This is a genomic window from Aeromonas sp. TW 6 (assembly GCF_013168745.1).
Classification (GTDB): domain Bacteria; phylum Pseudomonadota; class Gammaproteobacteria; order Enterobacterales; family Aeromonadaceae; genus Aeromonas; species Aeromonas caviae.
The window spans coordinates 13,572-39,727 of the sequence record NZ_JABERS010000002.1 but is presented as its reverse complement, the minus strand read 5'-3'; the positions used below and the strand labels follow the sequence as shown (position 1 = coordinate 39,727).

19 protein-coding genes are annotated in these 26,156 nt (G+C 62.6%); 8 read left to right on the top strand and 11 right to left on the bottom strand.

Annotation, left to right across the window (positions count from 1 at the left end; translation table 11 throughout):
• Window positions 1–41: 41 nt before the first annotated feature.
• The 5 genes from clpP (at window position 42) to ppiD (ending at window position 7,080) form a co-directional block, all read left to right on the top strand.
• The gene (gene clpP / locus HKD46_RS01130; RefSeq protein ID WP_005324106.1) at window positions 42–665 is read left to right on the top strand and encodes an ATP-dependent Clp endopeptidase proteolytic subunit ClpP; all 624 of its coding nucleotides are present in this window, start codon (window positions 42–44) and stop codon (window positions 663–665) included.
• Window positions 666–735: 70 nt separating this feature from the next.
• On the top strand, window positions 736–2,010 hold the full coding sequence (gene clpX / locus HKD46_RS01125) for an ATP-dependent protease ATP-binding subunit ClpX (RefSeq protein WP_010674573.1): 1,275 nt from the start codon (window positions 736–738) through the stop codon (window positions 2,008–2,010).
• A gap of 139 nt (window positions 2,011–2,149) precedes the next feature.
• The gene (gene lon / locus HKD46_RS01120; RefSeq protein ID WP_010674574.1) at window positions 2,150–4,504 is read left to right on the top strand and encodes an endopeptidase La; all 2,355 of its coding nucleotides are present in this window, start codon (window positions 2,150–2,152) and stop codon (window positions 4,502–4,504) included.
• Between the two features lie 240 nt (window positions 4,505–4,744).
• Entirely contained in the window at window positions 4,745–5,017 is a 273-nt protein-coding gene (gene hupB, locus HKD46_RS01115) for a nucleoid-associated protein HU-beta (protein WP_005315375.1), read from the top strand.
• Window positions 5,018–5,166: 149 nt separating this feature from the next.
• Window positions 5,167–7,080, top strand: coding sequence for a peptidylprolyl isomerase (gene ppiD, locus HKD46_RS01110; RefSeq protein WP_171864773.1), 1,914 nt, complete (start codon window positions 5,167–5,169; stop codon window positions 7,078–7,080).
• Between the two features lie 283 nt (window positions 7,081–7,363).
• Here ppiD and HKD46_RS01105 read toward each other — a convergent pair whose 3' ends face one another.
• From HKD46_RS01105 to HKD46_RS01085, 5 genes are all read right to left on the bottom strand, one after another.
• Window positions 7,364–8,956, bottom strand: a complete 1,593-nt coding sequence (locus tag HKD46_RS01105; RefSeq protein WP_010674576.1) for an ABC-F family ATPase — start codon at window positions 8,954–8,956, stop codon at window positions 7,364–7,366.
• A 209-nt stretch (window positions 8,957–9,165) separates the two neighbouring features.
• The gene (locus tag HKD46_RS01100; protein WP_039039048.1) at window positions 9,166–10,821 is read right to left on the bottom strand and encodes a cation acetate symporter; all 1,656 of its coding nucleotides are present in this window, start codon (window positions 10,819–10,821) and stop codon (window positions 9,166–9,168) included.
• The gene (locus tag HKD46_RS01095) at window positions 10,818–11,129 is read right to left on the bottom strand and encodes a DUF485 domain-containing protein (RefSeq protein WP_039039049.1); all 312 of its coding nucleotides are present in this window, start codon (window positions 11,127–11,129) and stop codon (window positions 10,818–10,820) included. Before HKD46_RS01095 ends, HKD46_RS01100 begins: the two co-directional genes overlap by 4 nt.
• 107 nt (window positions 11,130–11,236) lie before the next feature.
• Window positions 11,237–11,863 carry a 3'-5' exonuclease gene (locus HKD46_RS01090; RefSeq protein WP_171864772.1) on the bottom strand — a complete coding sequence of 209 codons (627 nt, stop codon included), beginning with the start codon at window positions 11,861–11,863 and terminating at the stop codon, window positions 11,237–11,239.
• A 2-nt stretch (window positions 11,864–11,865) separates the two neighbouring features.
• Complete coding sequence (locus HKD46_RS01085; protein ID WP_171864771.1) at window positions 11,866–13,653, bottom strand: putative nucleotidyltransferase substrate binding domain-containing protein; 1,788 nt, start codon at window positions 13,651–13,653, stop codon at window positions 11,866–11,868.
• A gap of 157 nt (window positions 13,654–13,810) precedes the next feature.
• Here HKD46_RS01085 and HKD46_RS01080 point away from each other — a divergent pair, with 157 nt between their 5' ends.
• Window positions 13,811–14,617, top strand: coding sequence for a crotonase/enoyl-CoA hydratase family protein (locus HKD46_RS01080; RefSeq protein WP_114522928.1), 807 nt, complete (start codon window positions 13,811–13,813; stop codon window positions 14,615–14,617).
• Window positions 14,618–14,684: 67 nt separating this feature from the next.
• Here HKD46_RS01080 and HKD46_RS01075 read toward each other — a convergent pair whose 3' ends face one another.
• Entirely contained in the window at window positions 14,685–16,184 is a 1,500-nt protein-coding gene (locus HKD46_RS01075) for a sodium:alanine symporter family protein (protein ID WP_043156472.1), read from the bottom strand.
• A gap of 328 nt (window positions 16,185–16,512) precedes the next feature.
• On the opposite strand from HKD46_RS01075, the gene HKD46_RS01070 reads away from it, so the two are divergent.
• Both HKD46_RS01070 and HKD46_RS01065 read left to right on the top strand, forming a co-directional pair.
• Window positions 16,513–16,926 carry a GNAT family N-acetyltransferase gene (locus HKD46_RS01070; protein WP_171864835.1) on the top strand — a complete coding sequence of 138 codons (414 nt, stop codon included), beginning with the start codon at window positions 16,513–16,515 and terminating at the stop codon, window positions 16,924–16,926.
• 18 nt (window positions 16,927–16,944) lie between these two features.
• Window positions 16,945–17,754, top strand: a complete 810-nt coding sequence (locus HKD46_RS01065) for a zinc-dependent peptidase (RefSeq protein ID WP_171864770.1) — start codon at window positions 16,945–16,947, stop codon at window positions 17,752–17,754.
• 78 nt (window positions 17,755–17,832) lie between these two features.
• Here the strand turns inward: HKD46_RS01065 and HKD46_RS01060 are convergent, their stop codons facing one another.
• The 5 genes from HKD46_RS01060 to HKD46_RS01040 all read right to left on the bottom strand — a co-directional run bounded on the left by HKD46_RS01060 (window position 17,833) and on the right by HKD46_RS01040 (window position 26,070).
• On the bottom strand, window positions 17,833–18,429 hold the full coding sequence (locus HKD46_RS01060) for an acetate uptake transporter (RefSeq protein ID WP_171864769.1): 597 nt from the start codon (window positions 18,427–18,429) through the stop codon (window positions 17,833–17,835).
• Between the two features lie 1,062 nt (window positions 18,430–19,491).
• Window positions 19,492–22,398 (bottom strand): DUF748 domain-containing protein, encoded by a 2,907-nt coding sequence (locus HKD46_RS01055; RefSeq protein WP_171864768.1) that lies wholly within the window; start codon window positions 22,396–22,398, stop codon window positions 19,492–19,494.
• Between the two features lie 271 nt (window positions 22,399–22,669).
• Complete coding sequence (locus tag HKD46_RS01050; protein WP_010674587.1) at window positions 22,670–23,083, bottom strand: MerR family DNA-binding transcriptional regulator; 414 nt, start codon at window positions 23,081–23,083, stop codon at window positions 22,670–22,672.
• 54 nt (window positions 23,084–23,137) lie between these two features.
• Window positions 23,138–24,109 carry a hydroxymethylglutaryl-CoA lyase gene (locus HKD46_RS01045; protein WP_171864767.1) on the bottom strand — a complete coding sequence of 324 codons (972 nt, stop codon included), beginning with the start codon at window positions 24,107–24,109 and terminating at the stop codon, window positions 23,138–23,140.
• Window positions 24,106–26,070, bottom strand: a complete 1,965-nt coding sequence (locus HKD46_RS01040; protein ID WP_171864766.1) for a biotin carboxylase N-terminal domain-containing protein — start codon at window positions 26,068–26,070, stop codon at window positions 24,106–24,108. Before HKD46_RS01040 ends, HKD46_RS01045 begins: the two co-directional genes overlap by 4 nt.
• Between the last annotated feature and the right edge of the window lie 86 nt (window positions 26,071–26,156).

Sequence of the window (26,156 nt, the reverse complement as noted above, 5' to 3'; positions counted from 1 at the left end):
TGATCTCCACTCGGGCCATTTTATTTTAGGGACAATGCCTTATGTACAAGAACTATAACGATGTGACTGAATCCCCACGCAATGCGCTCATCCCGATGGTGGTAGAGCAAACCGCGAAAGGGGAGCGTTCCTACGACATCTATTCCCGTCTGCTGAAAGAGCGGGTGATCTTCCTGACCGGTCAGGTCGAGGATCACATGGCGAACCTGGTGGTGGCCCAACTGCTGTTCCTGGAGTCCGAGAACCCGGATCAGGACATCAGCATCTACATCAATTCGCCGGGTGGCGCCGTCACTGCGGGTATGTCCATCTATGACACCATGCAGTTCATCAAGCCGGACGTGAGCACCGTCTGCATGGGGCAGGCCTGCTCCATGGGGGCCTTCCTGCTGGCCGGTGGCGCCAAGGGCAAGCGTTTCTGCCTGCCCAATGCCCGAGTGATGATCCACCAGCCGCTGGGCGGCTTCCAGGGGCAGGCTTCTGACATCCAGATCCATGCCCAAGAGATCCTGAAAATCAAGAATACCCTGAACGATCGTCTGGCGTTCCATACCGGTCAGGACATGGCCACCATCGAGCGCGACACCGACCGTGACAACTTCATGTCCGCCGAACAGGCCGTTGCCTATGGTCTGGTTGACGGCATCCTGAGCCAGCGCGGCTGAGCAGGGTACCCCGTCCTGTTGTAAACTCAACAGGACGATCCATCCTCTATTGATAAAACGAGGTCGCTGAATGACAGAGAAACGCAAGGGTGAGGGCGACAAGCTGCTGTATTGCTCTTTCTGCGGCAAAAGCCAGCATGAAGTGCGCAAGCTGATCGCTGGCCCTTCCGTCTACGTATGTGATGAGTGTGTCGAGCTGTGCAACGACATCATCCGCGAAGAGATCCGCGAGATCTCTCCCAAGCGCGATGGTAGCGAGCTGCCGACCCCTCATGAAATCCGCGCCCATCTGGACGACTACGTGATCGGTCAGGAGTACGCCAAGAAGGTGCTGGCGGTGGCTGTCTATAACCACTACAAGCGTCTTCGCAGCGGCAGCGAGTCCGGTGGCGTGGAGCTGGGCAAATCCAACATCCTGCTGATTGGCCCCACCGGCAGCGGCAAGACTCTGCTGGCCGAGACCCTGGCTCGTCTGCTGGATGTGCCCTTCACCATGGCCGATGCCACCACCCTGACCGAAGCCGGTTACGTGGGCGAGGACGTGGAGAACATCATCCAGAAGTTGCTGCAAAAGTGCGACTACGACGTGGAGAAGGCCCAGCGCGGTATCGTCTACATCGACGAGATCGACAAGATCTCCCGCAAGTCGGACAACCCCTCCATCACCCGCGACGTCTCCGGTGAAGGGGTGCAGCAGGCCCTGCTGAAACTGATCGAAGGCACCATCGCCTCCGTGCCGCCCCAGGGCGGTCGCAAGCACCCGCAGCAGGAGTTTTTGCAGGTCGACACCTCCAAGATCCTCTTCATCTGTGGTGGTGCCTTCGCGGGGCTGGACAAGGTGATCGAGCAGCGCTCCGTCAAGGGCACCGGCATCGGTTTTGGCGCCGAGGTGAAGTCCAAGAATGCCAAGGCAACCCTGAGCGAGAACTTTGCCAAGGTGGAGCCGGAAGATCTCATCAAGTACGGTCTGATCCCCGAGTTCATCGGTCGTCTGCCGGTGGTCGCGACCCTGACCGAGCTTGACGAGGCTGCCCTCATCCAGATCCTGAAAGAGCCGAAGAACGCGCTGACCAAGCAGTATGCCGCGCTGTTTGCCCTGGAAGAGGTGGAGCTGGAGTTTCGTGACGACGCGCTCAATGCCATTGCCCGCAAGGCCATGGAGCGCAAAACCGGTGCCCGGGGTCTGCGTTCCATTGTCGAGGCCGTACTGCTCGACACCATGTATGACCTGCCCTCCCTGAAAGGGGTCAGCAAGGTGGTGATCGACGAGACGGTGATCAAGGGAGACTCCGCGCCCCTGATGATCTACGACAATCCCGAAACTCAGGCCGCAGCCTCAGAGTAACTGTCTGATTTTTAATCACATAAAGGGGCTTTTTGCCCCTTTCATGCTTTTTACGGCCAAGGCGATTGAATCTCATCTTTGCGCCCCCATATACTCACCCAAGCCTTTGCCAACGGTATAACAAGCCGAGAGGACATATATGAACCTAGAGCGTTCAGAACGCATCGAGATTCCCGTCCTGCCTCTTCGTGACGTGGTGGTCTATCCCCACATGGTCATTCCACTCTTTGTGGGGCGGGAAAAATCCATTCGCTGTCTGGAAGCGGCCATGGAGCAGGACAAGAAAGTCCTGCTGGTGGCCCAGAAGGATGCGTCGACTGACGAACCGACGGTGGAGGAAATTTTCTCCGTCGGGACAGTGGCCAATATTCTGCAGATGCTCAAGCTGCCGGACGGCACCGTCAAGGTGCTGGTGGAGGGGGGCCAGCGTGCCCGCCTTGAGCGGATGATCGACGATCGCGACTTCTTTGTCGGGGAGGCCCAGTACATCGCGTCCGCCCCCATCGAGGAGAAGGATCAGGACGTGCTGGTGCGCTCTGCCATCGGCCAGTTCGAAGGTTACATCAAACTCAACAAGAAGATCCCGCCCGAGGTACTCACCTCGATTTCGGCGATCGACGATGCGGCGCGCCTGGCCGATACCATGGCTGCCCACATGCCGCTCAAGCTCGAAGACAAGCAGAAGGTGCTGGAAATCGCCTCCGTGTCCGAGCGCATCGAGTTTCTGATGGCCATGATGGAGTCGGAGATCGACCTGTTGCAGGTCGAGAAGCGCATCCGCTCCCGGGTCAAGAAGCAGATGGAAAAGAGCCAGCGGGAGTATTACCTCAACGAGCAGATGAAGGCCATCCAGAAAGAGCTGGGTGAGCTGGAAGACAGCCCGGATGAATTCGAAGCCCTCAATCGCAAGATTGAAGAGGCCGGGATGCCGGAGGATGCCCGCGAGAAGGCCCAGGCCGAGCTCGCCAAGCTCAAGATGATGTCCCCCATGTCGGCGGAAGCCACCGTGGTGCGCAGCTATGTGGACTGGATGGTGCAGGTGCCCTGGAAGGCCCGCTCCAAGGTCAAGAAAGACCTGGGCAAGGCCCAGGAGGTGCTGGATGCGGATCACTATGGCCTGGACAAGGTCAAGGATCGCATCCTCGAATACCTGGCGGTGCAGGCGCGGGTGAACAAGCTCAAGGGCCCCATCCTCTGCCTGGTCGGGCCTCCCGGGGTGGGCAAGACCTCCCTGGGCCAGTCCATCGCCAAGGCCACCGGCCGCAAGTATGTGCGCATGGCCCTGGGTGGGGTGCGTGACGAGGCGGAGATCCGTGGTCACCGCCGTACCTACATCGGCTCCATGCCCGGCAAGCTCATTCAGAAGATGGCGAAAGTCGGCGTGAAGAACCCGCTGTTCCTGCTCGACGAAATCGACAAGATGAGCTCGGACATGCGTGGCGATCCCGCTTCCGCCCTGCTGGAGGTGCTGGATCCCGAGCAGAACAGCAGCTTCAACGATCACTATCTGGAAGTGGATTATGACCTGTCGGACGTGATGTTCGTGGCCACCTCCAACTCCATGAACATACCGGGTCCGCTGCTGGACCGGATGGAAGTGATCCGTCTGTCCGGTTACACCGAGGACGAGAAGCTCAACATTGCCAAGCAGCACCTGGTGGCCAAGCAGATCCAGCGCAACGGCCTGAAGCCTTCCGAGATCACCATCGAGGATTCGGCGCTGATCGGGGTGATTCGCTACTACACCCGCGAGGCGGGTGTACGCAGCCTGGAGCGTGAAATCTCCAAAATCTGTCGCAAGGCAGTCAAACGCATCCTGCTGGACAAGAGCATCAAGCATGTTCAGGTCAACCAGGAGAACCTCAAGGAGTTCCTGGGGGTACAGCGCTTTGACTATGGCAAGGCCACCGACCAGAACCAGATTGGTCAGGTGTGCGGGCTGGCGTGGACCGAAGTGGGGGGCGATCTGCTCACCATCGAGACCACCAACATGCCGGGCAAGGGCAAGCTCACTTACACCGGTTCCCTCGGTGACGTGATGCAGGAGTCCATCCAGGCGGCCATGACGGTGGTGCGGGCCCGTGCCGAGAAGCTGCGTATCAACGGCGACTTCTACGAGAAGCGCGACATCCACGTGCACGTGCCGGAAGGGGCGACCCCGAAAGACGGCCCGAGCGCCGGTATCGCCATGTGTACCGCCCTGGTTTCCAGCCTCACCGGCAACCCGGTGCGTGCCGACGTGGCCATGACGGGTGAAATCACCCTGCGTGGCGAGGTGTTGCCCATCGGTGGTCTCAAGGAGAAACTGCTGGCGGCCCACCGTGGTGGCATCAAGCGTGTGCTGATCCCGAAAGAGAACGAACGTGACCTCGAGGAGATCCCGGCCAACGTCAAACAAGATCTTGAAATCTATCCGGTTCGCTGGATTGATGAGGTGCTTGCACTGGCGTTACAGGACAATCCGCAAGGTTTCGAACGCGTTTCTGTCGTGTAAATGTTGATGCGCCGCAAATTTGGCGCATTCGGGGGGTGGTTAAGGCTTGCATGCACCGGACAACGGAAGTAGCCTTGACCACCGATCGGGTACTCATGATGAGTCGCAATGCGTGATGTGGCGCGGGTTTGCGCCAGATTGTCACTTGCAACTGATCAGGAGGCTTGTTATAAAACCTCCACTTGTTGTGGCCAGGGAAATCAGCGCCGCAGCGATGTTCGATAAAAGGGGAATATAAGAGTGAATAAATCTCAACTGATTGACAAGATTGCAGACGGTGCTGATATCTCCAAAGCTGCCGCTGGCCGTGCGCTGGATGCCTTCATCGATGCCGTGGGCGAAGCCCTGAAAGAGGGTGACCAGGTTGCTCTGGTTGGTTTCGGTACTTTCGCCGTTCGCGAGCGTGCAGCCCGTTCCGGCCGCAACCCGCAAACTGGTGCGACCATCGAAATCGCTGCCGGTAAAGTTCCTGCCTTCAAAGCCGGCAAGGCCCTGAAAGACGCGGTCAACTAAGCCGGTCGCTGATATCTATCGGCACCGTCCTTGGTCTCTGACCAGACAAGTGAGAGGGCTCTCCCTCATACTGCTTGACCAAGGCGCATCGCAATCGGTGCGCCTTTTCATTATTTACGCCCATCGAGTTCGGGAGCATAAGTACAAACATGATGTTGGATAAACTACGCGAAGGGGCGCAGGGCAAGGTAGCCAAGGTTATCTTGGGCCTGATCATCCTCTCCTTTGCCTTGGCCGGGGTAGGCAGCTACCTCAATGGCCCGGCACGTACCGCCCCCGCCACCGTCAACGGCAATGACATCAGTGCCCCCGCACTGGAGAATGCCTACCGCAATGAGCGGGCCCGCATGGAATCCCAAATGGGTGAGGCCTTCAACCAGCTGGCCGCCAATCCCGATTACATGAAACAGTTCCGCCGTGGCGTGCTGGACCGTCTGATCGATCAGGCGCTGGTCGATGACAAGGCCCGCTCCCTGGGTCTGCGCGTCAGCGATGAGCAGATCAAGCAGGCCATCGTCGCCATGCCCGAGTTTGCCGAGAACGGCAAGTTCAGCAATGACCGCTACCTGCAGCTCATTCGCCGTGCCGGCATGACCCCCGAGATGTTCCGCGACTCCCTGCGCCAGGACATGGTGCGCCAGCAATTGATGGGCGCCGTGCTGGGATCGGAGTTCGCCCTCAAGGGTGAAGCCGAGCAACTGGATCGCCTCTACAACCAGACCCGTGACCTGCGCCTGATCCGTCTGGTCGCTTCCGCCTATGTGGACGGGATCGAGGTGAGCGATGCCGAGGTGGAGCAGTTCTACAAGGCCAACAGCGCTCGCTTCATGAACGATGAGACGGTCAAGGTCGACTATCTGCTGCTCGATGCCGCGAACCTTGGCAAGAACATCAAGGTCACCGAGCAGGATGCCCAGGATTACTACGACCAGCATCAGGATCTGTTCCAGCGTCCCGAGCGCCGTCAGGTGGCGCACATCCTGATCCCGTTTGGCAAGGATGAAAAGGCCGCCGAGCAGAAAGCCGAGGCCGTGCTGGCCAAGGCCAAGGCAGGTGACGATTTCGCCGCGCTGGCCAAGGCCGACTCCTCCGATACCTTCTCCGCGAAGAAGGGCGGGGAGCTCGACTGGTTCGAGAAGGGGGTGATGGATCCTGCCTTTGAGAAAGCCGCGTTCGCGCTGGCCAAGGCTGGCGATCTCTCCGCCGTGGTGAAGAGCCCGTTCGGCTTCCACATCATCAAGCTGCTGGCCGTCGAGCCTGCCAAGACCAAGCCCTTCGTGGACGTGATGAGCGATACCATCGCCCGTCTGCAGTCTGAGAAGGCCAAGGAGCAGTTCTTCGCCGAGCAGCAGAAGATGGCCGACAGCAGCTTCGAGAACCCGGACTCCCTGGACTTGACCGCCGAAGCCATGGGCCTCCAGGTGCAGTCCACCGGCTATTTCAGCCAGGCCGATGCGCCGGCACCGCTCAATGATCCCAAGGTGCTCTCCGTGGCATTCTCCGAACAGCTGCGCGATGACAACACCAACTCCGACGTGATCGAGCTGGCCGACGGCAAGGCGCTGGTGCTGCACATCATGGGTCACCAGCCGAAGGCGGCCAAGCCGCTTGCCGAGGTGAAAGAGCAGGTGATCACCGCCATCAAGCACGACAAGGCCAGTGAAGTGGCCCGTGGCAAGGCCCAGGGTCTGCTGGACAAGCTCAAGGCCGGTGAGAACGTTCAGGCCGACCTGACCGCGCTGGGTCTGAAAGTGGATACCCATACCGGTGTATCCCGTTTCGCCCAGGAAATGGACCAGAACCTGGTGACCCAGGCGTTCCGCATGCCCCATCCGACCGATGGCAAGCCGAGCGTCGAGCTGGTGACCGAAGCCAACGGTGATCGTGTGGTGGTGGCGCTGGACAAGGTCAACGTCATCAAGGAGCCGTCCCAGATGGTGAGCCTGCTGCAAGGTCAGCTGGGTCAGGGCAAGGCACAGGCCGACTACAAGTCGCTGATCGACGAGCTGCGCAAGGCGGCCAAGATCGAATACTTCACCGACGTGGAAGCCACTGTCGAGTAAGTCAGCCTCACGGCCCCAAGTGTGAAAACGGCTCCATGATGGAGCCGTTTTTTTTGTGCCATCGACAGCCCGGCAGAGCGGGCGGGCGCAGGAGGGAAGGGCCAGGCACGGGCTTGTGCTGCCTATCCTGGCTGGGGATGAGCGGGACAGGTGTATGACAGCGCGCTGTACTCTTGCTCTCCCTATCCCCAATCCTTCTCTTGCTGTGGGGCGTGATCAAGGAGGCATAAAAAAACCGGCGCACGAGGCGCCGGTTCTGATCGCTTTGCTTGAAAGCGGAGGATTACACCACACCCTGGGTGCGCAGGTAATCCTCGTAGGTGCCGCCGAAGTCGCGGATGCCGTCTTCGGTCAGTTCCAGGATGCGGGTCGCCAGGGAGGAGACGAACTCGCGGTCGTGGGAGACGAAGATCAGGGTGCCCTTGTACATCTCCAGCGCCAGGTTCAAGGATTCGATGGATTCCATGTCCAGGTGGTTGGTCGGTTCGTCCATGATCAGGATGTTGGGGCGCTGCATCATCAGCTTGCCGAACAGCATGCGGCCCTGTTCACCACCGGAGAGCACCTTGACCGGCTTCTTGATGTCGTCCTGGGAGAAGAGCAGACGACCCAGCACGGAGCGCACCGCCTGCTCGTCTTCGTTCTCCTGCTTCCACTGGGCCATCCAGTCGAACACATTGAGATCGGTGTCGAAATCTTCGGCGTGATCCTGGGCGTAGTAGCCGATCTGGGCGTTCTCGGACCACTTGATGGTGCCGGTATCCGGTGCCAGGGCACCGACCAGCGTCTTGATCAGGGTGGACTTACCGATCCCGTTGGTACCCAGGATGGCGACCTTCTCGCCCACTTCCAGCATCATGTTGAGCCCCTTGAACAGGGGACCGTCGCCATAACCCTTGGAGACGCCTTCGATCTCCAGGATGTTGCGGTAGAGCTTCTTGTCCTGCTCGAAGCGGATGAAGGGGTTCTGACGGCTGGAGACCTTCACTTCCTCAATCTTGATCTTGTCGATCTGCTTGAGGCGGGAGGTAGCCTGGCTGGACTTGGAGGCGTTGGCGCTGAAGCGGGAGACGAAGGATTGCAGATCGGCGATCTGGGCCTTCTTCTTGGCGTTGTCGGCCAGCAGGCGCTCGCGAGCCTGGGTGGCAGCCAGCATGTACTCGTCGTAGTTGCCCGGGTAGACCCGCAGCTCGCCGTAGTCCAGATCCGCCATGTGGGTGCAGACGGAGTTCAGGAAGTGACGGTCGTGAGAGATGATGATCATGGTGCTTTCACGATCGTTGAGCACCTGCTCCAGCCAGCGAATGGTGTTGATGTCCAGGTTGTTGGTCGGTTCGTCCAGCAACAGGATGTCGGGGTTGGAGAAGAGCGCCTGCGCCAGCAGTACCCGCAGTTTCCAGCCTGGGGCCACTTCGCTCATCGGACCGTTGTGCTGCTCGATGGGAATACCGGCACCCAGCAGCAGCTCGCCTGCGCGAGATTCGGCGGTATAGCCATCATATTCGGCGACCAGGCCTTCCAGCTCGGCGGCCTTCATGTAGTCGTCGTCGGTGGCTTCCAGGTTGGCGTAGATGGCATCGCGTTCGGCGATGGCGGCCCACAGCTCGGTGTGGCCCATCATGACCACGTCCAGCACGCGCATCTCTTCGTAGGCGAACTGATCCTGGCGCAGCTTACCGATGCGCTCGTTGACATCCAGGCTCACATTGCCGCCGGTGGGTTCGAGATCGCCGCCGAGGATCTTCATGAAGGTGGACTTGCCACAGCCGTTGGCACCGATGAGGCCGTAGCGGTTGCCGCCGCCAAACTTGACGCTGATGTTCTCAAACAGCGGCTTGGCGCCGAACTGCATGGTGATGTTGTTGCTTGAAAGCACTGGAATGTCCCGGTTGGTCTGTCAAATGGCGCGCATTATGGCACAGATCCCCTGAAAGTTTTAGCAGGAACTGTGATCTGGCCCCATTGCAGGGAGGAAGGTTTCACGACCAGGCCGGCAACGGGCTCCGGCCTCTCTTGCAGAGGGGAGGCGAGGGGCGGTCATGAAAAAAGCCGGCACTGGGCCGGCTTGGATGCGTGGGATGCCACTTAGTGGGCGGAGGCGCCGGAGGCACCGAGCCCGGTCTGGGAGCGGACGAACTGCGGGAAGAACTTCGCATGCTCATCGGAGGCTGCCTGGGACTTGTCGGTGACCGAGAAGAACCAGATCCCGATGAAAGCCAGCCCCATGGAGAAGAGCGCCGGGTATTCGTAGGGGAAGATCGCCTGGGCATGGCCCAGTACTTTCACCCAGACGGTGGGGCCCAGGATCATCAGGGTCACGGCGCTGATGAGACCGAGCCAGCCGCCGTAGACGGCGCCACGGGTGGTCAGGCGGGACCAGAACATGGAGAGGAAGAGCACAGGGAAGTTGCAGCTCGCCGCAATGGAGAACGCCAGGCCCACCATGAAGGCGATGTTCTGCTTCTCGAACAGGATGCCAAGGCCGATGGCGACCACACCCAGCACCAGGGTGGTCATCTTGGAGACGCGCAGCTCGTCGGCCTCGTTGGCCTTGCCTTCCTTGATGACGCAGGCATAGAGGTCGTGAGAGACCGCGGAGGCCCCCGCCAGGGTCAGCCCGGCCACGACCGCCAGTATGGTGGCAAACGCCACGGCGGAGATGAAGCCCAGGAACAGGCTGCCGCCCACCGCATCGGCCAGATGGACCGCCGCCATGTTGGTGCCCCCCAGCAGGGCACCGGTGGCGTCCTTGAAGTCCGGGTTGGTGCTGACCAGCAGGATGGCGCCAAAGCCGATGATGAAGGTGAGGATGTAGAAGTAGCCGATGAAGCCGGTGGCATAGAACACCGATTTACGGGCTTCCTTGGCATCGCTCACGGTAAAGAAGCGCATCAGGATGTGGGGCAGACCGGCGGTACCGAACATCAGGGCCAGCCCAAGGGAGATGGCGGAGATGGGGTCGGCGACCAGGCCGCCCGGGCTCATGATGGCCGCACCATTGGCATGCACCTTGACCGCTTCGCTGAACAGGGTACCGACGTCGAAGTTGACGGACTTCATCACCATGATGGCCATGAAGGAGGCACCGGAGAGCAGCATCACCGCCTTGATGATCTGTACCCAGGTGGTGGCCAGCATGCCGCCGAACAGCACGTAGAGCACCATCAGGATGCCGACCAGCACCACGGCCACATGGTATTGGAGGCCGAACAGCAGCTCGATGAGCTTGCCGGCACCGACCATCTGGGCGATGAGGTAGAGGGCGACCACCACCAGGGAGCCGCTGGCGGAGAGGCTGCGCACCGAGGTCTGCTTGAGGCGGTAGGAGGCCACGTCGGCAAAGGTGTACTTGCCGAGGTTGCGCAGCCGCTCTGCGATCAGGAACAGGATGATGGGCCAGCCCACCAGGAAGCCGATGGAGTAGATGAGACCGTCGTAGCCCGAGGTATAGACCAGGGCGGAGATGCCGAGGAAGGAGGCGGCGGACATGTAGTCACCGGCGATGGCCAGACCGTTCTGGAAGCCGGTGATGCGCCCGCCAGCGGCGTAGTAGTCGGAAGCCGAGCGGTTGCGCTTGGAGGCCCAGTAGGTGATGAACAGGGTGGCGGCCACGAAGACCACGAACATCACGATGGCCGAGATATTGAGGGGTTGGCGTTGCACCTCGCCGCTGATGGCGTCGGCCGCCAGCAAGGGGGTGGAGATCAGACCTGCCAGCGGCAGCAGAAACTTGCCTTTCATGATTGCGCTCCCTTGAGGATCTTCTGGTTCAGCTCGTCGAACTCGCCGTTGGCACGAAATACGTAGATACCGGTCAGCACGAAGGCCGATACGATGAGACCAATCCCGACCGGGATGCCACGGGTGATGCTGGAGCCTTCGCTCAAGGGGGTGCCAAGCCAGCCCGGTGCAAAGGCGATGAGCAGGATGAACGCCAGGTAGAGCCCCAGCATCAGGATGGAGAGGGTCCAGGCAAAACGCTGGCGTTTGGCGACCAGTGCCTGGAAGTTGGGATCTTGCTGGATCCGAAGATACGGTTGCTGTTCCATTGCAGTTCTCCATGACAGTGAATGTCAGCGGTGGATGAGGGGTTCCCTACCGGACAGCACGGCTGTCCATGTAAGCAAAATGTGAATTAAATGTTATTTGTGGACAATTAGACTTTGGGATAAGCCAGCGGGCCGCCCTGATGCAGGCGTACAAAGACAAGGGCGGCGGTGACGGCATCGCTCAGGGCGTCGTGGGGGGGCAGGGCTGGCAGCGCCAGATGGCGACAGATCGCGGCCAGGTGCAGATCGATGGCGGCGTCGGGATAGCGGCGATAGAGGTGATCGTGATAGAGGCGGCTCACCTCGATGCCGCGCTGGGGCAGGGTGAGCCCCCACAGCCGTTGGCAGGCGAGGTTGAGAATGCGCAGGTCATAGGCGATGTGATACCCCACCAGCTCACGGGGGCCGATGAAGGCCAGCAGCGCGCGCAGCGCGGGCTCCAGTGCCATGCCCTGTTGCAGATCCTGATGGCGCAGGCCGTGGATCACCACGGACCCGGCGCTCAGGCTGGCGGGAGCCTGGACCCGGATGGCAAGGGCATCGCCCGTCTCTATCCGGTTGCCCCGGATACGCACCGCCCCGATGGAGACGATCTCCGCCAGCGCCGGATCCAGGCTGGTGGTCTCGAAGTCCAGCGCCACCCACTCGTCGTCAGCAGGGCGGGCAAAGAGCGGGGCAAACTCCCCCTCCCGAAACATCCTGCCAAGCCAGCGGCGGCGCCAGTGCATCCACATCGCTATTGCCTAAGACGAAAGTGCAAGGTGAGCCACTGCTGGAACTTCTTTACCTGGTGCAGGGCATGGCGCAGCAGATCCCGCTCTGCGGGGCCGAGGTCTGCCACCCGCACCCGTCCGTCTCCCTCCTGCAACTGGCTGCGCAGCCGAAGCCGCATGAACAGCCGGAAGGCCTCCGCCAGATTGGTGCCATAGTCCCGGCTGAGGCGTCCCTGGCCCATCAGGGCCTCGATGCGCCCTGTGGTTGAGGTCTCCAGGATCCCCGCCTCCAGGGAGAGTACCCGGACGCCGTGGACAAGGGGGAAGAGGCCGCCCCGCTTGAGATCCAGCCCCTCCGGGGCTTGCTCCAGCCTGCCAAAGAGGGTGAGGGGGGCGTGAAAGGCGACGGCGGCCCTTGCCATCTCCGCCAGCAGGTCCGGCCGGTCGGCGAGGCAGGCCCGCAGGTGGCGGGCGACGGGGGCGAGCCGGGCGCGATCTCCCGTGATGGCCTGGGCATCGGCCAGGGTGGCGAGCCAGAGCAGATCCGCTTCGCTGGCGCGCACACAGGCCTGCTCTATCCCTTGCAGCCAGCCGCCAAGCGGCTTCACCCAGGCCGGGTTGTTGACCATCACCCTGCCCGGGCAAGGGGGATAACCCAGGCGCGCCAGCAGGGCGCTGAAGGCGGCCAGATCCGCCGACTGGGTGGGCCACGGCAGGCCATCCGGCAGGATCAGGGCATTGTCCTGATCGGTTTTCTGGATCTGCTCGCCACGCCCCTCCGACCCCAGCATCAGCAGGCACACCTGCTCTTGCTGCGCTGCGGGGATCACCAGGGAAAAGGCCTTGGCGATCAATTGCTCGTTGATGGTGGCGATGAGCTTCATCAGGAACAGGGTGTGGATCCCCTGGGCAAACAGGGAGCGAATGAGCTGCTGCTGCTCCCGGGCGACTGCCTCGAGGGCGGCCGGGGAGTCGGCGCGGGCGATGCGCAGGGTCAGCACATGGGAGTGGGTGGAGAAGAGCCCGAGCACCTGGGTCAGATGCAGGATGCCAGCCACCTCCTGCCCCTGCCAGATGACCAGGCGCTTGATGCGGTGGCGGGTCATCAGCAGCAGGGCATCGAACAGATAGCTCCCCAGTGGCAGACCCGTCAGCGGGGTGGGGGTCAGCACCGCCAGCGGTGCACTGAGCGGCAATCCCTTGAGGGTGAGGGCGTGGAGCAGGGTCTTGCGGGTGGCCAGGCTCAGGCTGCCGTCTGCTCCGGGATAGAGCAGGCAGTCGGTGCCCCTGGCCACCATGGCCTCGGTGGCGGCCAGGAGCGAGAGGCTGCTTTCCACGATGAGCGGCGCCTGCAGATGGTCGGGAGCGATGCGGGTCAGGATGAACTCCGCCAGGTTCTGCTGCCCGAGCTGACTGCGCCGCTCCTGCTCCCGCTGGCGCTCCGCCAGGGTGGCGGTGAAGTAGCGGGCGATATGGGGGTGCGCGTCGCACAGGGCCAGAAAGACGGAGCGGGGAATGAGCTGGCAGAGGGTATCTTCCAGGGCGGCGAAACGGTGGCGGCAGTGCCCGTCAAACTGGGCACGGACGTCGAACATGTCCCCCTCGCCATAGTCGCCAAAGGATTGATGGGGGGCAGACTCTTCCACGGCCCCCTTGATGATGAGGTAGAGCCCGGCGGGCTCCTCCCCGGCGTGCTGCACCGTCTGGCCCGCGCGAAAGTAGCAGATGCTGAGGTGCTGACCGAGCCGCTGGCGTGCCTCCTCGTCCAGGCCGTCGAACGGTGGACGGGCAAAATTGAACAGAAGTGACATGAGAGGCTCCACCGTGACCATGGGGCCAGTCTGACAAAGGCTCCACCACCGGGCCAGCCGACTTTAGTCGCAGGCCCGGGGCGGCCTCCCTGTACCTGCCCATAACACTCTGGTAACGTTGTGGTATGACCAGTTGAATCAAAGGACGAAGACGGAGATGGAAAAGCCAAGGGTCAAATGGGTGTTTCAGGAGGGGATCGCCGAGGTGATGCTCTGCCGGGGGGACAAGCTCAACGCGCTGGATCGGGCCATGTTCGACGCCATCGACGAGACGTTGAACACGCTATCCCGGCAAAAAGGGTTGCGGGCCGTGATCCTGCACGGGGAGGGGCGGGCGTTCTGCGCCGGGCTGGATGTGAAATCCATGCTGAGGCAGCCGGTGGCGGCGCTGGAGATCCTCAAGCGCGAGGCGGACGAGGCGACCAACCTGGCCCAGCGGGTGGCCTATGGCTGGCATCAGTTGCCGGTGCCCGTGATTGCGGTGACCCAGGGGGTCTGTTTTGGCGGCGGCCTGCAGATAGCGCTCGGCGCCGATTTTCGCTTCAGCACCCCGGATTGCCGCTTTTCGGTGATGGAGATCAAGTGGGGCATCATCCCCGACATGAGCGGCAGCGTCACCCTGCGCAACCTGATGGGGATGGATACCGCCATGGAGCTTGCCATGAGCGGGCGCGAGCTGGAAGCCAGCGAAGCCAAGTCCCTCGGCCTGGTGAGCCGGGTGTGCGCGGATCCCCTGGAAGAGGCGCGGGCCTTTGCCCGGACCCTGATCACCAAGTCGCCGGATGCGCTGGCGGGGATCAAGCAACTCTACACCCAGGCCTGGGCTCGCAGTGACGAGGCCATGCTCAAGGAAGAGACCCGGTTGCAGAGGCAGATCCTGGGGCGCCCCAACCAGTGGCGGGCGACCCTCAACAGCCTGTTTCGCTGGCGCCTGCCATTCGGACCGCGCCGCAACGCGCTTTGAACCCCTCACCCATCCAACACAAATGAAAATGGCAGCCGAAGCTGCCATTTTGCATTGTGCCGTCTGATTACTTGGCAACGGTATCCGGGTCCGCCTCGAAGGGGTGGCCGGTTTGCTCGCGCATCAGGTTTACTTCGGCGCGGTTTTCAATCCAGTAGTCCGCGTTCTTGATGCCGAGCTTTTCCGGGTGGAACACGGGATCCAGACCCTTGGCCAGCTGTGCCTCGTAGTCTTTCAGACAGGCGAAAGCCGGCTTTTGCAGCATCAGGATGGCACCGATGTTGAGCCAGGCCATCAGGCCGACCCCGATGTCACCCAGGCCCCAGGCCAGATCGGCGGTCTTGACGGTGCCGTAGACGGTGGCAGCCATCAGCGCAATCTTCAGCAGGAAGGTGAGCCAGGGGCGGTTAATCTTGCGGTTGACAAAAGCGATGTTGGTTTCGGCGATGTAGTAGTAGGCCACGATGGTGGTGAAGGCGAAGAAGAACAGGGCAATGGCGACGAAGTAGTTGCCAAAGCCTGGCATCATGCTCTCCATGGCGGTCTGCACATAGCCGGGGCCTGCCGCGATGCCTGCGATGCCGGTGTAGAGGGCGGCACCGTCCGGACCCTGCACGTTGTACAGGCCGGTGATGAGCAGCATGAAGCCGGTGGCGGAGCAGACGAACAGGGTGTCGATGTAGACGGAGAACGCCTGCACCAGGCCCTGCTTGGCCGGGTGGCTCACCGCCGCGGCGGAGGAGGCGTGGGGGCCCGTGCCCTGGGCGGCTTCGTTGGAGTAGACCCCGCGCTTGACACCCCACATGATGGCCAGACCCAGAATGGCGCCGAAGCCGGCTTCCATCCCGAAGGCACTCTTCCAGATGAGCAGGATCACGCCCGGCAGTTGGCCGATGTTGAGGGCGATGATGACGCAGGCAACGATGATGTAACCCAGCGCCATGAAGGGCACCACGGTACTGGCGAAATTGGCGATGCGTTTGACGCCGCCGAAGATGATGAAACCGAGCAGCAGCGCCAGACCGGCGGCGGTGACGTTCGGATCGATGTCAAAGGCGGTCTGCAGGCTGGAGCCGATGGAGTTGGCTTGCACGCCCGGCAGCAGCACGCCGCAGGCGAAGATGGTGGCGATGGCGAAGGTCCAGGCATACCACTTCATGCCCAGGCCCTTCTCGATGTAGAAGGCCGGACCGCCGCGATATTCACCGTTGATCTTCTCCTTGTAGACCTGGCCCAGGGTGGACTCCACGAAGGCGGAGCTGGCGCCGAGGAAGGCGACCATCCACATCCAGAACAGGGCGCCCGGGCCGCCGAAGGTGATGGCAGTGGCCACACCGGCGATGTTGCCGGTACCGACGCGACCGGCCAGGGTCATGGAGAGTGCCTGGAAGGAGGAGACACCGGCATCGTTGCCCTTGCCCTGAAACATCAGGCGTATCATGCCTTTCAAGTGGCGCAGTTGCAGGAAACGGCTGCGCAGGGAGAAGTAGAGGCCTACCCCCAGACACAGATAAATGAGCGCAGGGCTCCAAATCACGCCATTGATGGCATTGACGATCTCATTCATGTACAACAACTCCTTTGTCGCGCTGTCTTGGCGAGGTCTGTGCCTCGCTGCCCTAACATTGAAATATATGGTGACCAAGGGGGTCACTCAGGATTGTGCGGGACTTTCGACTGGTTAGTCCGCGGGATTTAACATATCGGTTTGTTCAGGGCCTTCCTAGTGAAAAGTGTTGTGACTTTGTTAATTTGTGAATTGACATTAACAAATGGTGAATGGAACTGGACAAGATTCGGTACATACCCATCATCTGCCGCTTTGCCATGCCCAGAGGGCTGATTGAGGTAATGCAAATAGGAGGCCAGGAGTGGCGACAAGGGAAAACAGATACATCATTCGCCTCGCCGGGGAGGAAGATGGTGCCGGATTGACGGGGTTGTTTGCCCAACTGGGCTACCCCAACCCTGACGGGGCGGTCAGCGCCAGGCTGGCCCAGCCCGATCCGGCGCGGGAGGTACTGGTGGCCCTGTGCGAGGGGATCCCGGTGGGGGTGCTGGTGTGGCACCACTTGCAACCCATGCACCTTGCACCAGCCTGGGGCCTGATCTCGGCGCTGGTTGTCGATGAGAGTGCAAGGGGCGGGGGCATCGGGGCCCTGCTGCTGGCGGCGGCAGAGCAGCGGGCGGCAGCCCTGGGGTGCGGCCAGCTGGAGCTCTCCAGCAGCCTCAAGCGCGAAGGGGCGCACCGATTTTATCTGGCGCAAGGGTATTGCGAGCGTCCGAAACGTTTTGTGAAAGCTGTCTGATTGGCAAGAGGAGTCTGTGTGTTCTGGTCCAGGTTGAAAGAGGTATTGGGTGGTGCATCTCCCCGGGAGCCCCGTCTCCCCGAAGAGCAGGAGTGGCGCGAGGCGCTGGCGGCGGTGCCCATCTTGCAGGGGCTTGAAGAAGAAGAGGCGCAGAGGCTGATGGAGCTGGCGCGCCATTTTCTCTCGCGCAAGACCCTCACCCAGATCGGGGTGGAACTGACGCCCCGCCAGCAGGGGGTGCTGGCCCTGCAGGCAGTGCTGCCCATCCTGCACCTGGGGTTCGATTGGTATCGAGGTTTCCACGAGGTGATCATCATCCCCGAGCCCGTGACCCGTCGTCAGGAGGTGCAGGACGAGTTCGGGCTGGTGAGCGAATTTGAAGAGGAGAACGCCGGTGAATCCTGGCCCCAGGGGCCGCTGGTGCTGGCCTGGAGCGAATTGCAGCAGGACGGGGACTGGGACGGATTCAACCTGGTGATCCATGAGCTTGCCCACAAGCTCGACATGCTGGGAGGGGATGCGGACGGTGCACCGCCCCTGCCGCGGGGCATGGATCCCCAGCAATGGACCCGGGCGCTGCAAGGTGCGTTTGACGAGATGAACGATCAGTTGACCAGAGAGGAGGTGACCGAGATAGACCCCTACGCCGCCTCGCATCCCGCCGAATTCTTCGCGGTGTGCAGCGAGAGCTTCTTCACCGATCCGTTGCGCCTGCGCGCCGTCTACCCCGCGGTCTATGACCAGCTCGCCCGCTTCTACGGCCAGGATCCCGCCGCCCGCTACCCGGCCACCCGGTTGCTGGCGGGAGATCCCGGAGCGCAGGGCTGACCGGCACTGTGTCCGGGCGGCAGAAACACAAAAGGCACCCGAGAGTGCCTTTTTCGTGACAGCGATGTCGCCGGGTGCTTAGGCAGCGGTTTTGAGCTCGACGGGAGCGGCTTTCTTCTGCTCGCCGATGGGCAGCACGGTGCGACCGAACTGCTCGTTGATCACGGTGGCCATGGCCAGGTAGATGGCGCTGGCGCCGCAGATGATGCCTTCGAAACCGGCGATGGTGCCGATCAGGGTGCTGCCGGTGAAGTCACGGGCGGCCAGCAGGAAGAACAGTACGGTCAGGGAGGCGAACACGAACTGTTTCACGCGGGGGAAGTTGACGGTCCCGATCAGCATGAACAGGGTGAACATGCCCCACATCAGCAGGTACCAGCCCATGTAGGCGTGGGGAGTGGCCTCGGCCAGACCCATGGTCGGCATCACCAGCAGGAACACCAGGCTCCACCAGAAGGTGCCGTAGGAGATGAAGGCGGTGACACCGAAGGTGTTGCCACGCTTGTACTCCATGATGCCGGCGATGATCTGGGCCAGACCGCCATAGCACAGACCCATGGCCAGGATCATGGCGCTGATGGGGAAGAAACCTGCGTTATGGATGTTCAGCAGAATGGTGGTCATACCGAAACCCATCAGACCCAGAGGGGCAGGGTTGGCCAATTTTTCGCTCACGTGGTGTTCTCCAACAATAGAGGTGGGGTTGATAAAAGACGCGCGATTTTAGGCAGGCTCAGGGTCCCGGGCAAGGGGGGGACACACAGAAATGGTAAAAAAGAACACGAAAGTTTAAGTGGCCAACCATTCGTGCCATTCAGGTAGACGAGTGGTGAATGAAAAACGTTTTCAACGTTGCGATTTTGTATAAAAGGCACCTTGGCATGAAAGTCGGCAACGACGATGGTGACTGGGATTGGTGAGGGAAACGCGCCCCCGGATGGTCTCGTCATGGCGGCTTGATTGAAAAATGAGTTCATATGCCATCAGACCAGAGTGTTTCCCTCCTGTTTGTGGCGCATGGACCTCCCGTATCGCTTGCCATCGCAGTGTCCGTTGCGCTCCCCATTTTCTCGTCAACCCCGCGCTCGCCACCGTGTTCCCTACACAAGGGCGGGGTGCCTGAGAAACCCGCAAGCGCGCCGTGTTGACTGCCACGGGCGAAAGGGGCGCAAGATTAACGGGCAGGATCAGAGGCTGCCCTTGTCAGAAAGCCAGAGGCGGGATGGGCCATGGGCCCAGATGACAAAAACCGAGACGCAAGAGGGTGAGCCAAGGGATTGCCCTGTGGCCGGAGGCTTCAACATGGCAGACACGGCAGTACCGGTTGTACTGGTGAAAAAGCGTCAAGACGGGAGGCATGGCGTCATGGGCTAGCCAGGTGACAAAAACCGAGACGCAAGAGGGTGAGCCAAGGGCGCGTTCTGTGGCAGAGAGCCTCAAGATGGAAGGCGCGGCAGAACAGGGTCTATTGAAGACGCTTCGAAATGGAAGGGGGGCGCGGGGTTGGCCCTGTGGCGTGCGGGAGATTGTGTTCAGGATTGGCCCGATTAGACACTGTATATCTGAGCGGGCCATCTATTTTGACATGCCGATATGCCGATATGCCGACATGCTGGATGACTGGATTGTTCGGGACGGCTAGCGAGAGAGATATCCTGATGGAAGGGGTCAGGGGAGGGAACCCCTTGGGCCATATGCCGTCGGGGCAAACAAGAGGGGTATCCGGCGGGCGCCGGATCAGTTGTCCAGGGTCAGCACCACCTTGGCTTCCTTGTCCGTCTCCTTCACCTGGCTGTCGAGCACGAAGAGGCGCTCCGGCGCGATGCCCTGGGTATCCACCAGATACTCCTTGGTGTTCTGGGCGCGGCGCATGGCGAGGTTTCGCAGGGACTTGGCGGTGATGAGCTGCTGATCCCGCAGCAGGAGCACCGCCTGGGCGCGCAGGGCCTCGCTCCCTTCATCGAGTCGCAACCGGTCGGCCAGCTCCCCGAGATCTTCGTTGAACTTGGCTTCATAGGCCTCTGCCAGTGCGGATTGCATGGCGGGATCCTGCTCCAGCAGCGTCAAATCCACCGGGCTGCCGGTGATCTTGGCCAGCAGCCGCTCAAGCTTCTGACGCTGGAGGATGGGGCGCTCTTCGTTGAAGTTGACCTTGCCGCGGATGTTCATGCTGAGCTTGGGCCTCTCCTTGAGGGCCTGCGCGAGGGTGGTCAGCTTGGTCTGCTGGGTCGGGGTCAGGGCGGGATCGCCAGGCAGGAAGGGGAGCTCGTCGAGATCCTTGGTGCCCCCCGTCAGGGACGCAAGCAGGGAGAAGGGGGAGGTGATGGCCTTGCCGAGGGTATTGCCGAGCACGTCCCAGAAGATGTTGCCCAAGCTGAAATCAGGCTGATCCAGATTGCCCTTCACCTTGAGGTTCATCTTGATGACGCCGTTCGAATCGCTCAGCAGGGCGATGGCGAGGCCGAGGGGCAGATCCTTGGCCTGCTCGCTCTTGACCTTCTCCCCGAGTTGCAGCTTCTTGATGGTGATGTCGTTGTCCCCCTCCAGCCGGTTGCCCTGCAGCTTGTAGTTGAGCTTCATGGAGAGCTGCCCCTTGTCGATGGCATAGCCTGCATAGGTGCTGGAGTAGGGGGTGAAGGTGGTGAGCTCCAGGTTGTTGAAGGCCACGGCCACGTCCAGCACGGGATCCTCGATGAGCAGGTTGGCGCCCCCCCGAATGGTGACGGGGGCATAGCGGTCCACCTTGCCGTTGAAGGCGAGCTCGGAGCGCTGCCCCGGGGTGTTGCTGATATGGCGGCTCTGGCCGTCGAGGGAGGCGATGTCCACCACGAACTCCGGGCTCAGGCTGCGATCGGCGAAGCGCAGGTTGCCCTGGGCTGTACGGATCTGAACGATGACGATGTGCGGGGTGGGGGCGCTCTCCCTGGCGTTCGCGGCGGGTTGCGGCAGCAGCAGTTGCTGCACGTTGGTGATCCCCTCTTCGTTGATCTCGATGCGGGCATAGGGTTTGCTGAGCAGGATGTCGGCGATGTGCAGTTGCTGGCTCAGGCCATCATAGTGCAGGCCGCTCAATTGCAGATTCTCTATCTGGAGCAGGCGCTGGTTGTCGGCCCGATCCAGCACGTTGAGCCCCGCGACCTCGAGTCCACCGCTTATCTCCAGCTTGCTGATGGCCCCCTGGCGGTCGGTGATCAGGTCAAGCCTCGTGCGGCTGGCAAGCTCGCCGTCCCGCACGCTGATGCGCAGCAGATCCTGCAGGTAGGGTTGAGCCAGGGTCAGCGGCAGCCCCTGCTGGCGGATGGCGCCGTTCAGGGTGAAGGGGGTCAGCCCCAGGGTGCCGTCAAACGCCACCGTCGTCCTGGTGTCGAGGGCTGCGTTGAGGGTGAGGGGGCTGGGTTGGGCGGTTTGGCTGCCAAGGGGCCCGAGGGTGAGGGCGATGGCGGAGATGGCCCGTTTCAGGGGCTTGCCGCTGGTGGCTTCGGTCAGGGTGAGGCTGCCCTGGTCGATGCGGGTCTGCTTGAGGGCCCATTGCCAGGGCTTGGTGGGGGTGGCCGGTTGTTTGCCCCCCTTGGGGGTCTTCTGGGGGATCAGCAGGTCCGCGAGATCCAGTTGTTGCTGGTGGTCGAGGACGGCGGTGATGGCCGGGCTCTTGAGGATGGCGGCATCGAGCTCAAGGCGCTGCTTGTTGCCATCGATGCGGATCCCGGTCAGCGCCAACTGCTTGAAGCGGGCAAATTCCTCCCCCTTGTTGCGTGTGAGCTGCCAGTTGGCCAGGGTCAGCTTGCCCTTTGACAACTGCCAGTCCAGTCCCTGCTTGCCCTGGGTGAGGCGATAGGCGAGCTCGGCGCTGGCCTCCCCCTTGACGAGGGTCGCCTTGAGATAGGGGGCCCAGAGGGGGGCGAAGGGGGCGATGGCCACCTTGCCAAGGCTGAGGTGGCCCTTGCCGGCGCCGCTCATCATGTCGAGTTCCCCTTCGGCCTTGAGGGGGCTCTTCTCGTTGACGGTGGCGCTCAGGCGATAGGGGTTGAGCACCCCCTCTGCGGTGGAAAAGCCGGGCAGGTGCAGGGTGAGCTTGTCCAGGGTGAGGGGCGGCACCCACCCCGGGCTGCTCTGCTTGCGGCTGTCCCGGTAGCTGAGCCGGCCCTGCTCGACGGACAGCTTGCCGATGGTCACCAGCACGGGCTCGGCGCTAGCTGGCGGTGTTTGCTCCGGCGCAGGGGCGAGCAGGGAGGCCAGTGCATCGGTCAGGTTGAAGCGTGCCTCCCCCTTGAGATCCTCGAGGCGCACCAGATCTGCCTTGGGGGCGGTCAGTGTGGCCTCTTCCAGTACCAGGGCGCGCTGCTGCCAGCTCGCTTTCAAGGCGGGAATGAGCTTCAGCTCTTCAAATGACACCAGTGCTTGCTGCTGGTCATCGAGCAGGGCGCTGGGCCCCAGCACGAGGGAGGGGGAGCGGATCCCCACCTCTATCTTGCCAAGGGAGAGGTGCAGACCGTAATGGGTGGCAAGCCAGCCGGGGAGATGGCGCTGGATGAGGGTCGGCGCCTGCCAGAGCACGATGGTGATGCCGATGAGCAGGAGCGCGAGAAGATAGAGGGCATAGCGCAGCAGACGAGCGGGCAGAGGCTTGAGCATGATGGTCTCCATTTGATGCGCATATGGTAGCAATTAATCGTGCCCGGTTCATGGGAAGGACTCATGAGGTGCGCCGCACTCTGACCGGGCTGGGGAATTATTGCGCGACCAAGGCCGGATTTCCCCCGTTTGCCCCACCTCGCCGCTTGCCCAAACCGCTCAGTCTGTCCGGCATGCCGTGACGGGCGATGTGGGGAACAAGGGGGTTGCCGGGTCAGGGCCTGCCACTGCGAATATCCACTGGAAAACCGGGATACCGGGGGCGAGATACCCCCAGAGTCTGTCAATCCCCGTCGGTTTTCAAGCCGCCGAGGGAGTGGATGCAGCGCTGCTCGGCGGCATCGAGCTCGGCCATCACCATCTGGATGTCCTCCAGCTGCTGGCGCAGGGAGTGGCGTCTGGCCTCGATGAGCTGGATCATGGAGTGAAGCTGCATCCGGCTGGAGCGGTCGGTGTCGTACATGTCGAACAGCTCGCGGATCTCCGCCAGGCTGAACCCGAGGCGCTTGCCGCGCAGGGTCAATTTCAGGCGGATCCTGTCCTTGTGGCTGTAGATACGGGTCTGCCCCTCCCGGGTCGGGGTGATGAGCCCCTCGTCCTCGTAATAGCGGATGGTGCGGGGGGTGATGTCGAACTCCTGGGCCAGCTCCGAGATGCTGTAGGTTCTCTCTTTGCCACTGGCGTGTCTGGCTCTCATGGTGCGCCCTCCTGATGAGCTGGCGGGGTCCTGGCACTGCGGCAAGGGCCGAGTTCATGATGCATGATGGCCTCCCGGGGTGCGCTGCTCGCGCTCTTGTGCGAGGCGCCGTCCCCTCCCGTGCAGGGCCTGGCCGACCCGGGAGCTGTTGGGGCGCCCCAGCAACTCGCTCACCCACTGGCCGGTGGCGGCCAACTGGTCGAGATCGACGCCGGTGCTCATGCCAAGGCCGTGCAGCAGATAGACCACCTCTTCCGACGCCACATTGCCGGAGGCGCCGGGGGCATAGGGGCAGCCGCCGAGCCCGGCCACCGAGCAGTCGATGGTGCGGATCCCGCGCTCGAGCGCCGGCAGCAGGTTGGCCAGCCCCTGGCCATAGGTGTCGTGAAAATGAACCGCAAGCCGGCCCGCCGGGATCTCGTGCAGTACCGCATCCAGCATGGGAGCCACGGTGCCCGGGGTGCCGACGCCGATGGTGTCGCCGAGGGATATCTCGTGGCAGCCCAGATCCAGCAGCCGCTCGGCCAGGGCGGCGACCCGTTTCGGGCGGGTCGGGCCGTCGAACGGGCAGGCGATGACGGTGGAGAGGTAGCCGCGCACCTTGATGCCGAGGCTGCGCGCCTCCTGCACCAGGGGGGCAAAGCGCACCAGGGACTCCTCCACGCTGATGCCGATGTTGGCCCGGGTGAAGCCGTCCGAGCAGGCGGTGAAGAGGCCTATCTCGTCGGCGCGTGCGGCGATGGCGGCCTGCAGACCCTGCAGATTGGGCACCAGGGCGCCATAGCGGGTCGGCCCCCTGCGCGGCAGGGCGTTAAAGAGTGCGGCGGAATCCGCCATCTGCGGCACCTTTTTGGGAGAGACGAAGGCCCCCACCTCGATGCGCTGCAACCCGCTCTCGGCCAGGTGGGCGATGAGCGCCAGCCGCTGCGCCAGGGAGAGGGTCGCAGCTTCATTTTGCAGGCCGTCCCGCGGCCCCATCTCCACCAGGCTGACCTTGTCGTCCCGGTTCTCGTGCGTGTGGCTCATGAGCGCTCCTCCTGCGCGGTATGGTCCTCGGCAAAGCGCACCAGCAGGGCGCCCTGGCTCACCTGTTCCCCCTGGCGGCACTGCAGGGCCTCAATCACCCCGTCCCGGTCAGCCTTGAGGACGTGCTCCATCTTCATCGCCTCCAGCACCAGCAGGGGTTGCCCCTTGCTGACCGGCTGGCCGGCCTCGACCTGCAGCGCCACCACGATGCCGTGCATGGGGGCCAGGATGCCCGGGACATGGCTCGTGTCATGATCATGGTGGAGCTGATGATGCTGATCATCGAGCGAGAAGCGGATGCGTCTGCCCGCCAGGTGCAGCAAATAGGCGCCCTCGCCGAGGGGCTGCACCGGATAGCGTTGCCAATGTCCACCTTGGCACAGGCGGATCTGATCTGACCCGAGTTCGAACGGGATCTGCTCGCTCTGCCAGAGCAGGGCGCCTCCTCGCTCGGTGAGGGGGAGAGTGCGGGTCTCCTCGCCGATGCGCACCGTGGCGCAAAAGCGGCGGGTGGGGCCCAGCCGAAAGCCTGCGGCCTGCTGCCAGGGGGAGGCATCGCGCTCGCAAGTGGCGAGCCAGAGGGTGGCGAGGGGCCAGGCGATCGCCGGAACAGGCAGGGTGTCGGTGGGAATGGGCCACTGGGTGTGGTGGCGCATCGCCAGCACCTCTGGCACTTCGCACAGGCGTTGCAGGAGCGGGCCGTTGTGCACCAGAGGGCCGAGTTCCAGTGTCGCCAGGGCATCGGCCAGGGTGGCAAAGGCTTCGCTGCGGCTCGGTGCGTGGGCGACGAGCTTGGCGATCATGGGGTCGTAATAGGGGCTCACCTCATCGCCGGCGCCGACGCCGGTGTCGATGCGCACCCCCTTGGGCCAGGTGAGCCAGTGGATGGGGCCGCTCGCTGGCAGAAAACCGGCGGCCACGTCCTCGGCGTAGAGGCGCGCCTCCACCGCGTGGCCACGCAGCACCACCTGCTCCTGGGTGAGGGGCAGCGGTTTGCCCTCGGCCACCGCCAACTGCCAGGCCACCAGATCCTGGCCGGTGATGGCTTCGGTAACCGGGTGCTCCACCTGCAACCGGGTGTTCATCTCCATGAAGAAGAACTCCTCCTTGCAGAGCAGAAACTCGATGGTGCCGGCCCCCCGATAGGCGATGGCCTTGGCCGCAGCCACGGCCGCCTCGCCCATGGCGCGGCGCAGGGCAGGGGAGATGTCGGGGGCGGGGGCCTCTTCGATCACCTTCTGGTGGCGGCGCTGCAAGGAGCAGTCCCTGTCCCCCAGATAGATGGCGTTGCCGAGGGCATCGGCAAAGACCTGCACCTCCACGTGACGGGCGCAGGGGAGATAGCGCTCCAGCAGCACATGGTCGTCGCCAAAGGCGGCACTCGCCTCCCGCTTGACCGCCGCCAGGGCTGCGTCAAAGTCGGCCAGCTGATCGACCCGGCGCATCCCCTTGCCACCGCCGCCACTGGCTGCCTTGATAAGGAGCGGGAAGCCCACCTGGCTCGCCTGATCGCGCAAAAAGTCGGGGTGCTGATCCGCGCCGTGATAACCGGGTAGCACGGGGACGCCGGCTGCCTGCATCAGCCCCTTGGCCCCCGACTTGTCCCCCATGGCGAGGATGGCGGCGCCGCTTGGGCCGACAAAGCGCACGCCCCGCTGTTCGCAGGCGGTGGCAAAGTCGCTGTTCTCGGAGAGGAAACCGTAGCCTGGGTGGATGGCGTCGGCATTCGCCTCTTTGGCAATCTTGAGCACCTTGCCGGTGTCGAGGTAGCTCTCCCGGGCGGGGGCCGGCCCCAGATGCCAGGCCTCGTCGGCTTCGCGCACATGCATGGCGCGGGCGTCGGCGTCGGAGTAGAGGGCGATGGTGTGAATGCCGAGGCGCCGTGCTGTCTTGATGATACGCACGGCGATTTCACCGCGATTGGCGATCAGCAGGCGCTTGATGGGAGTGTGGTTGGTCATGCTACCTCCCTGCTGTTCAAGGTGCACATGTGCGAAGCGTGTTGATCCACACTCCAGTGATATTGACCACAGCTGGCGATCAGCAG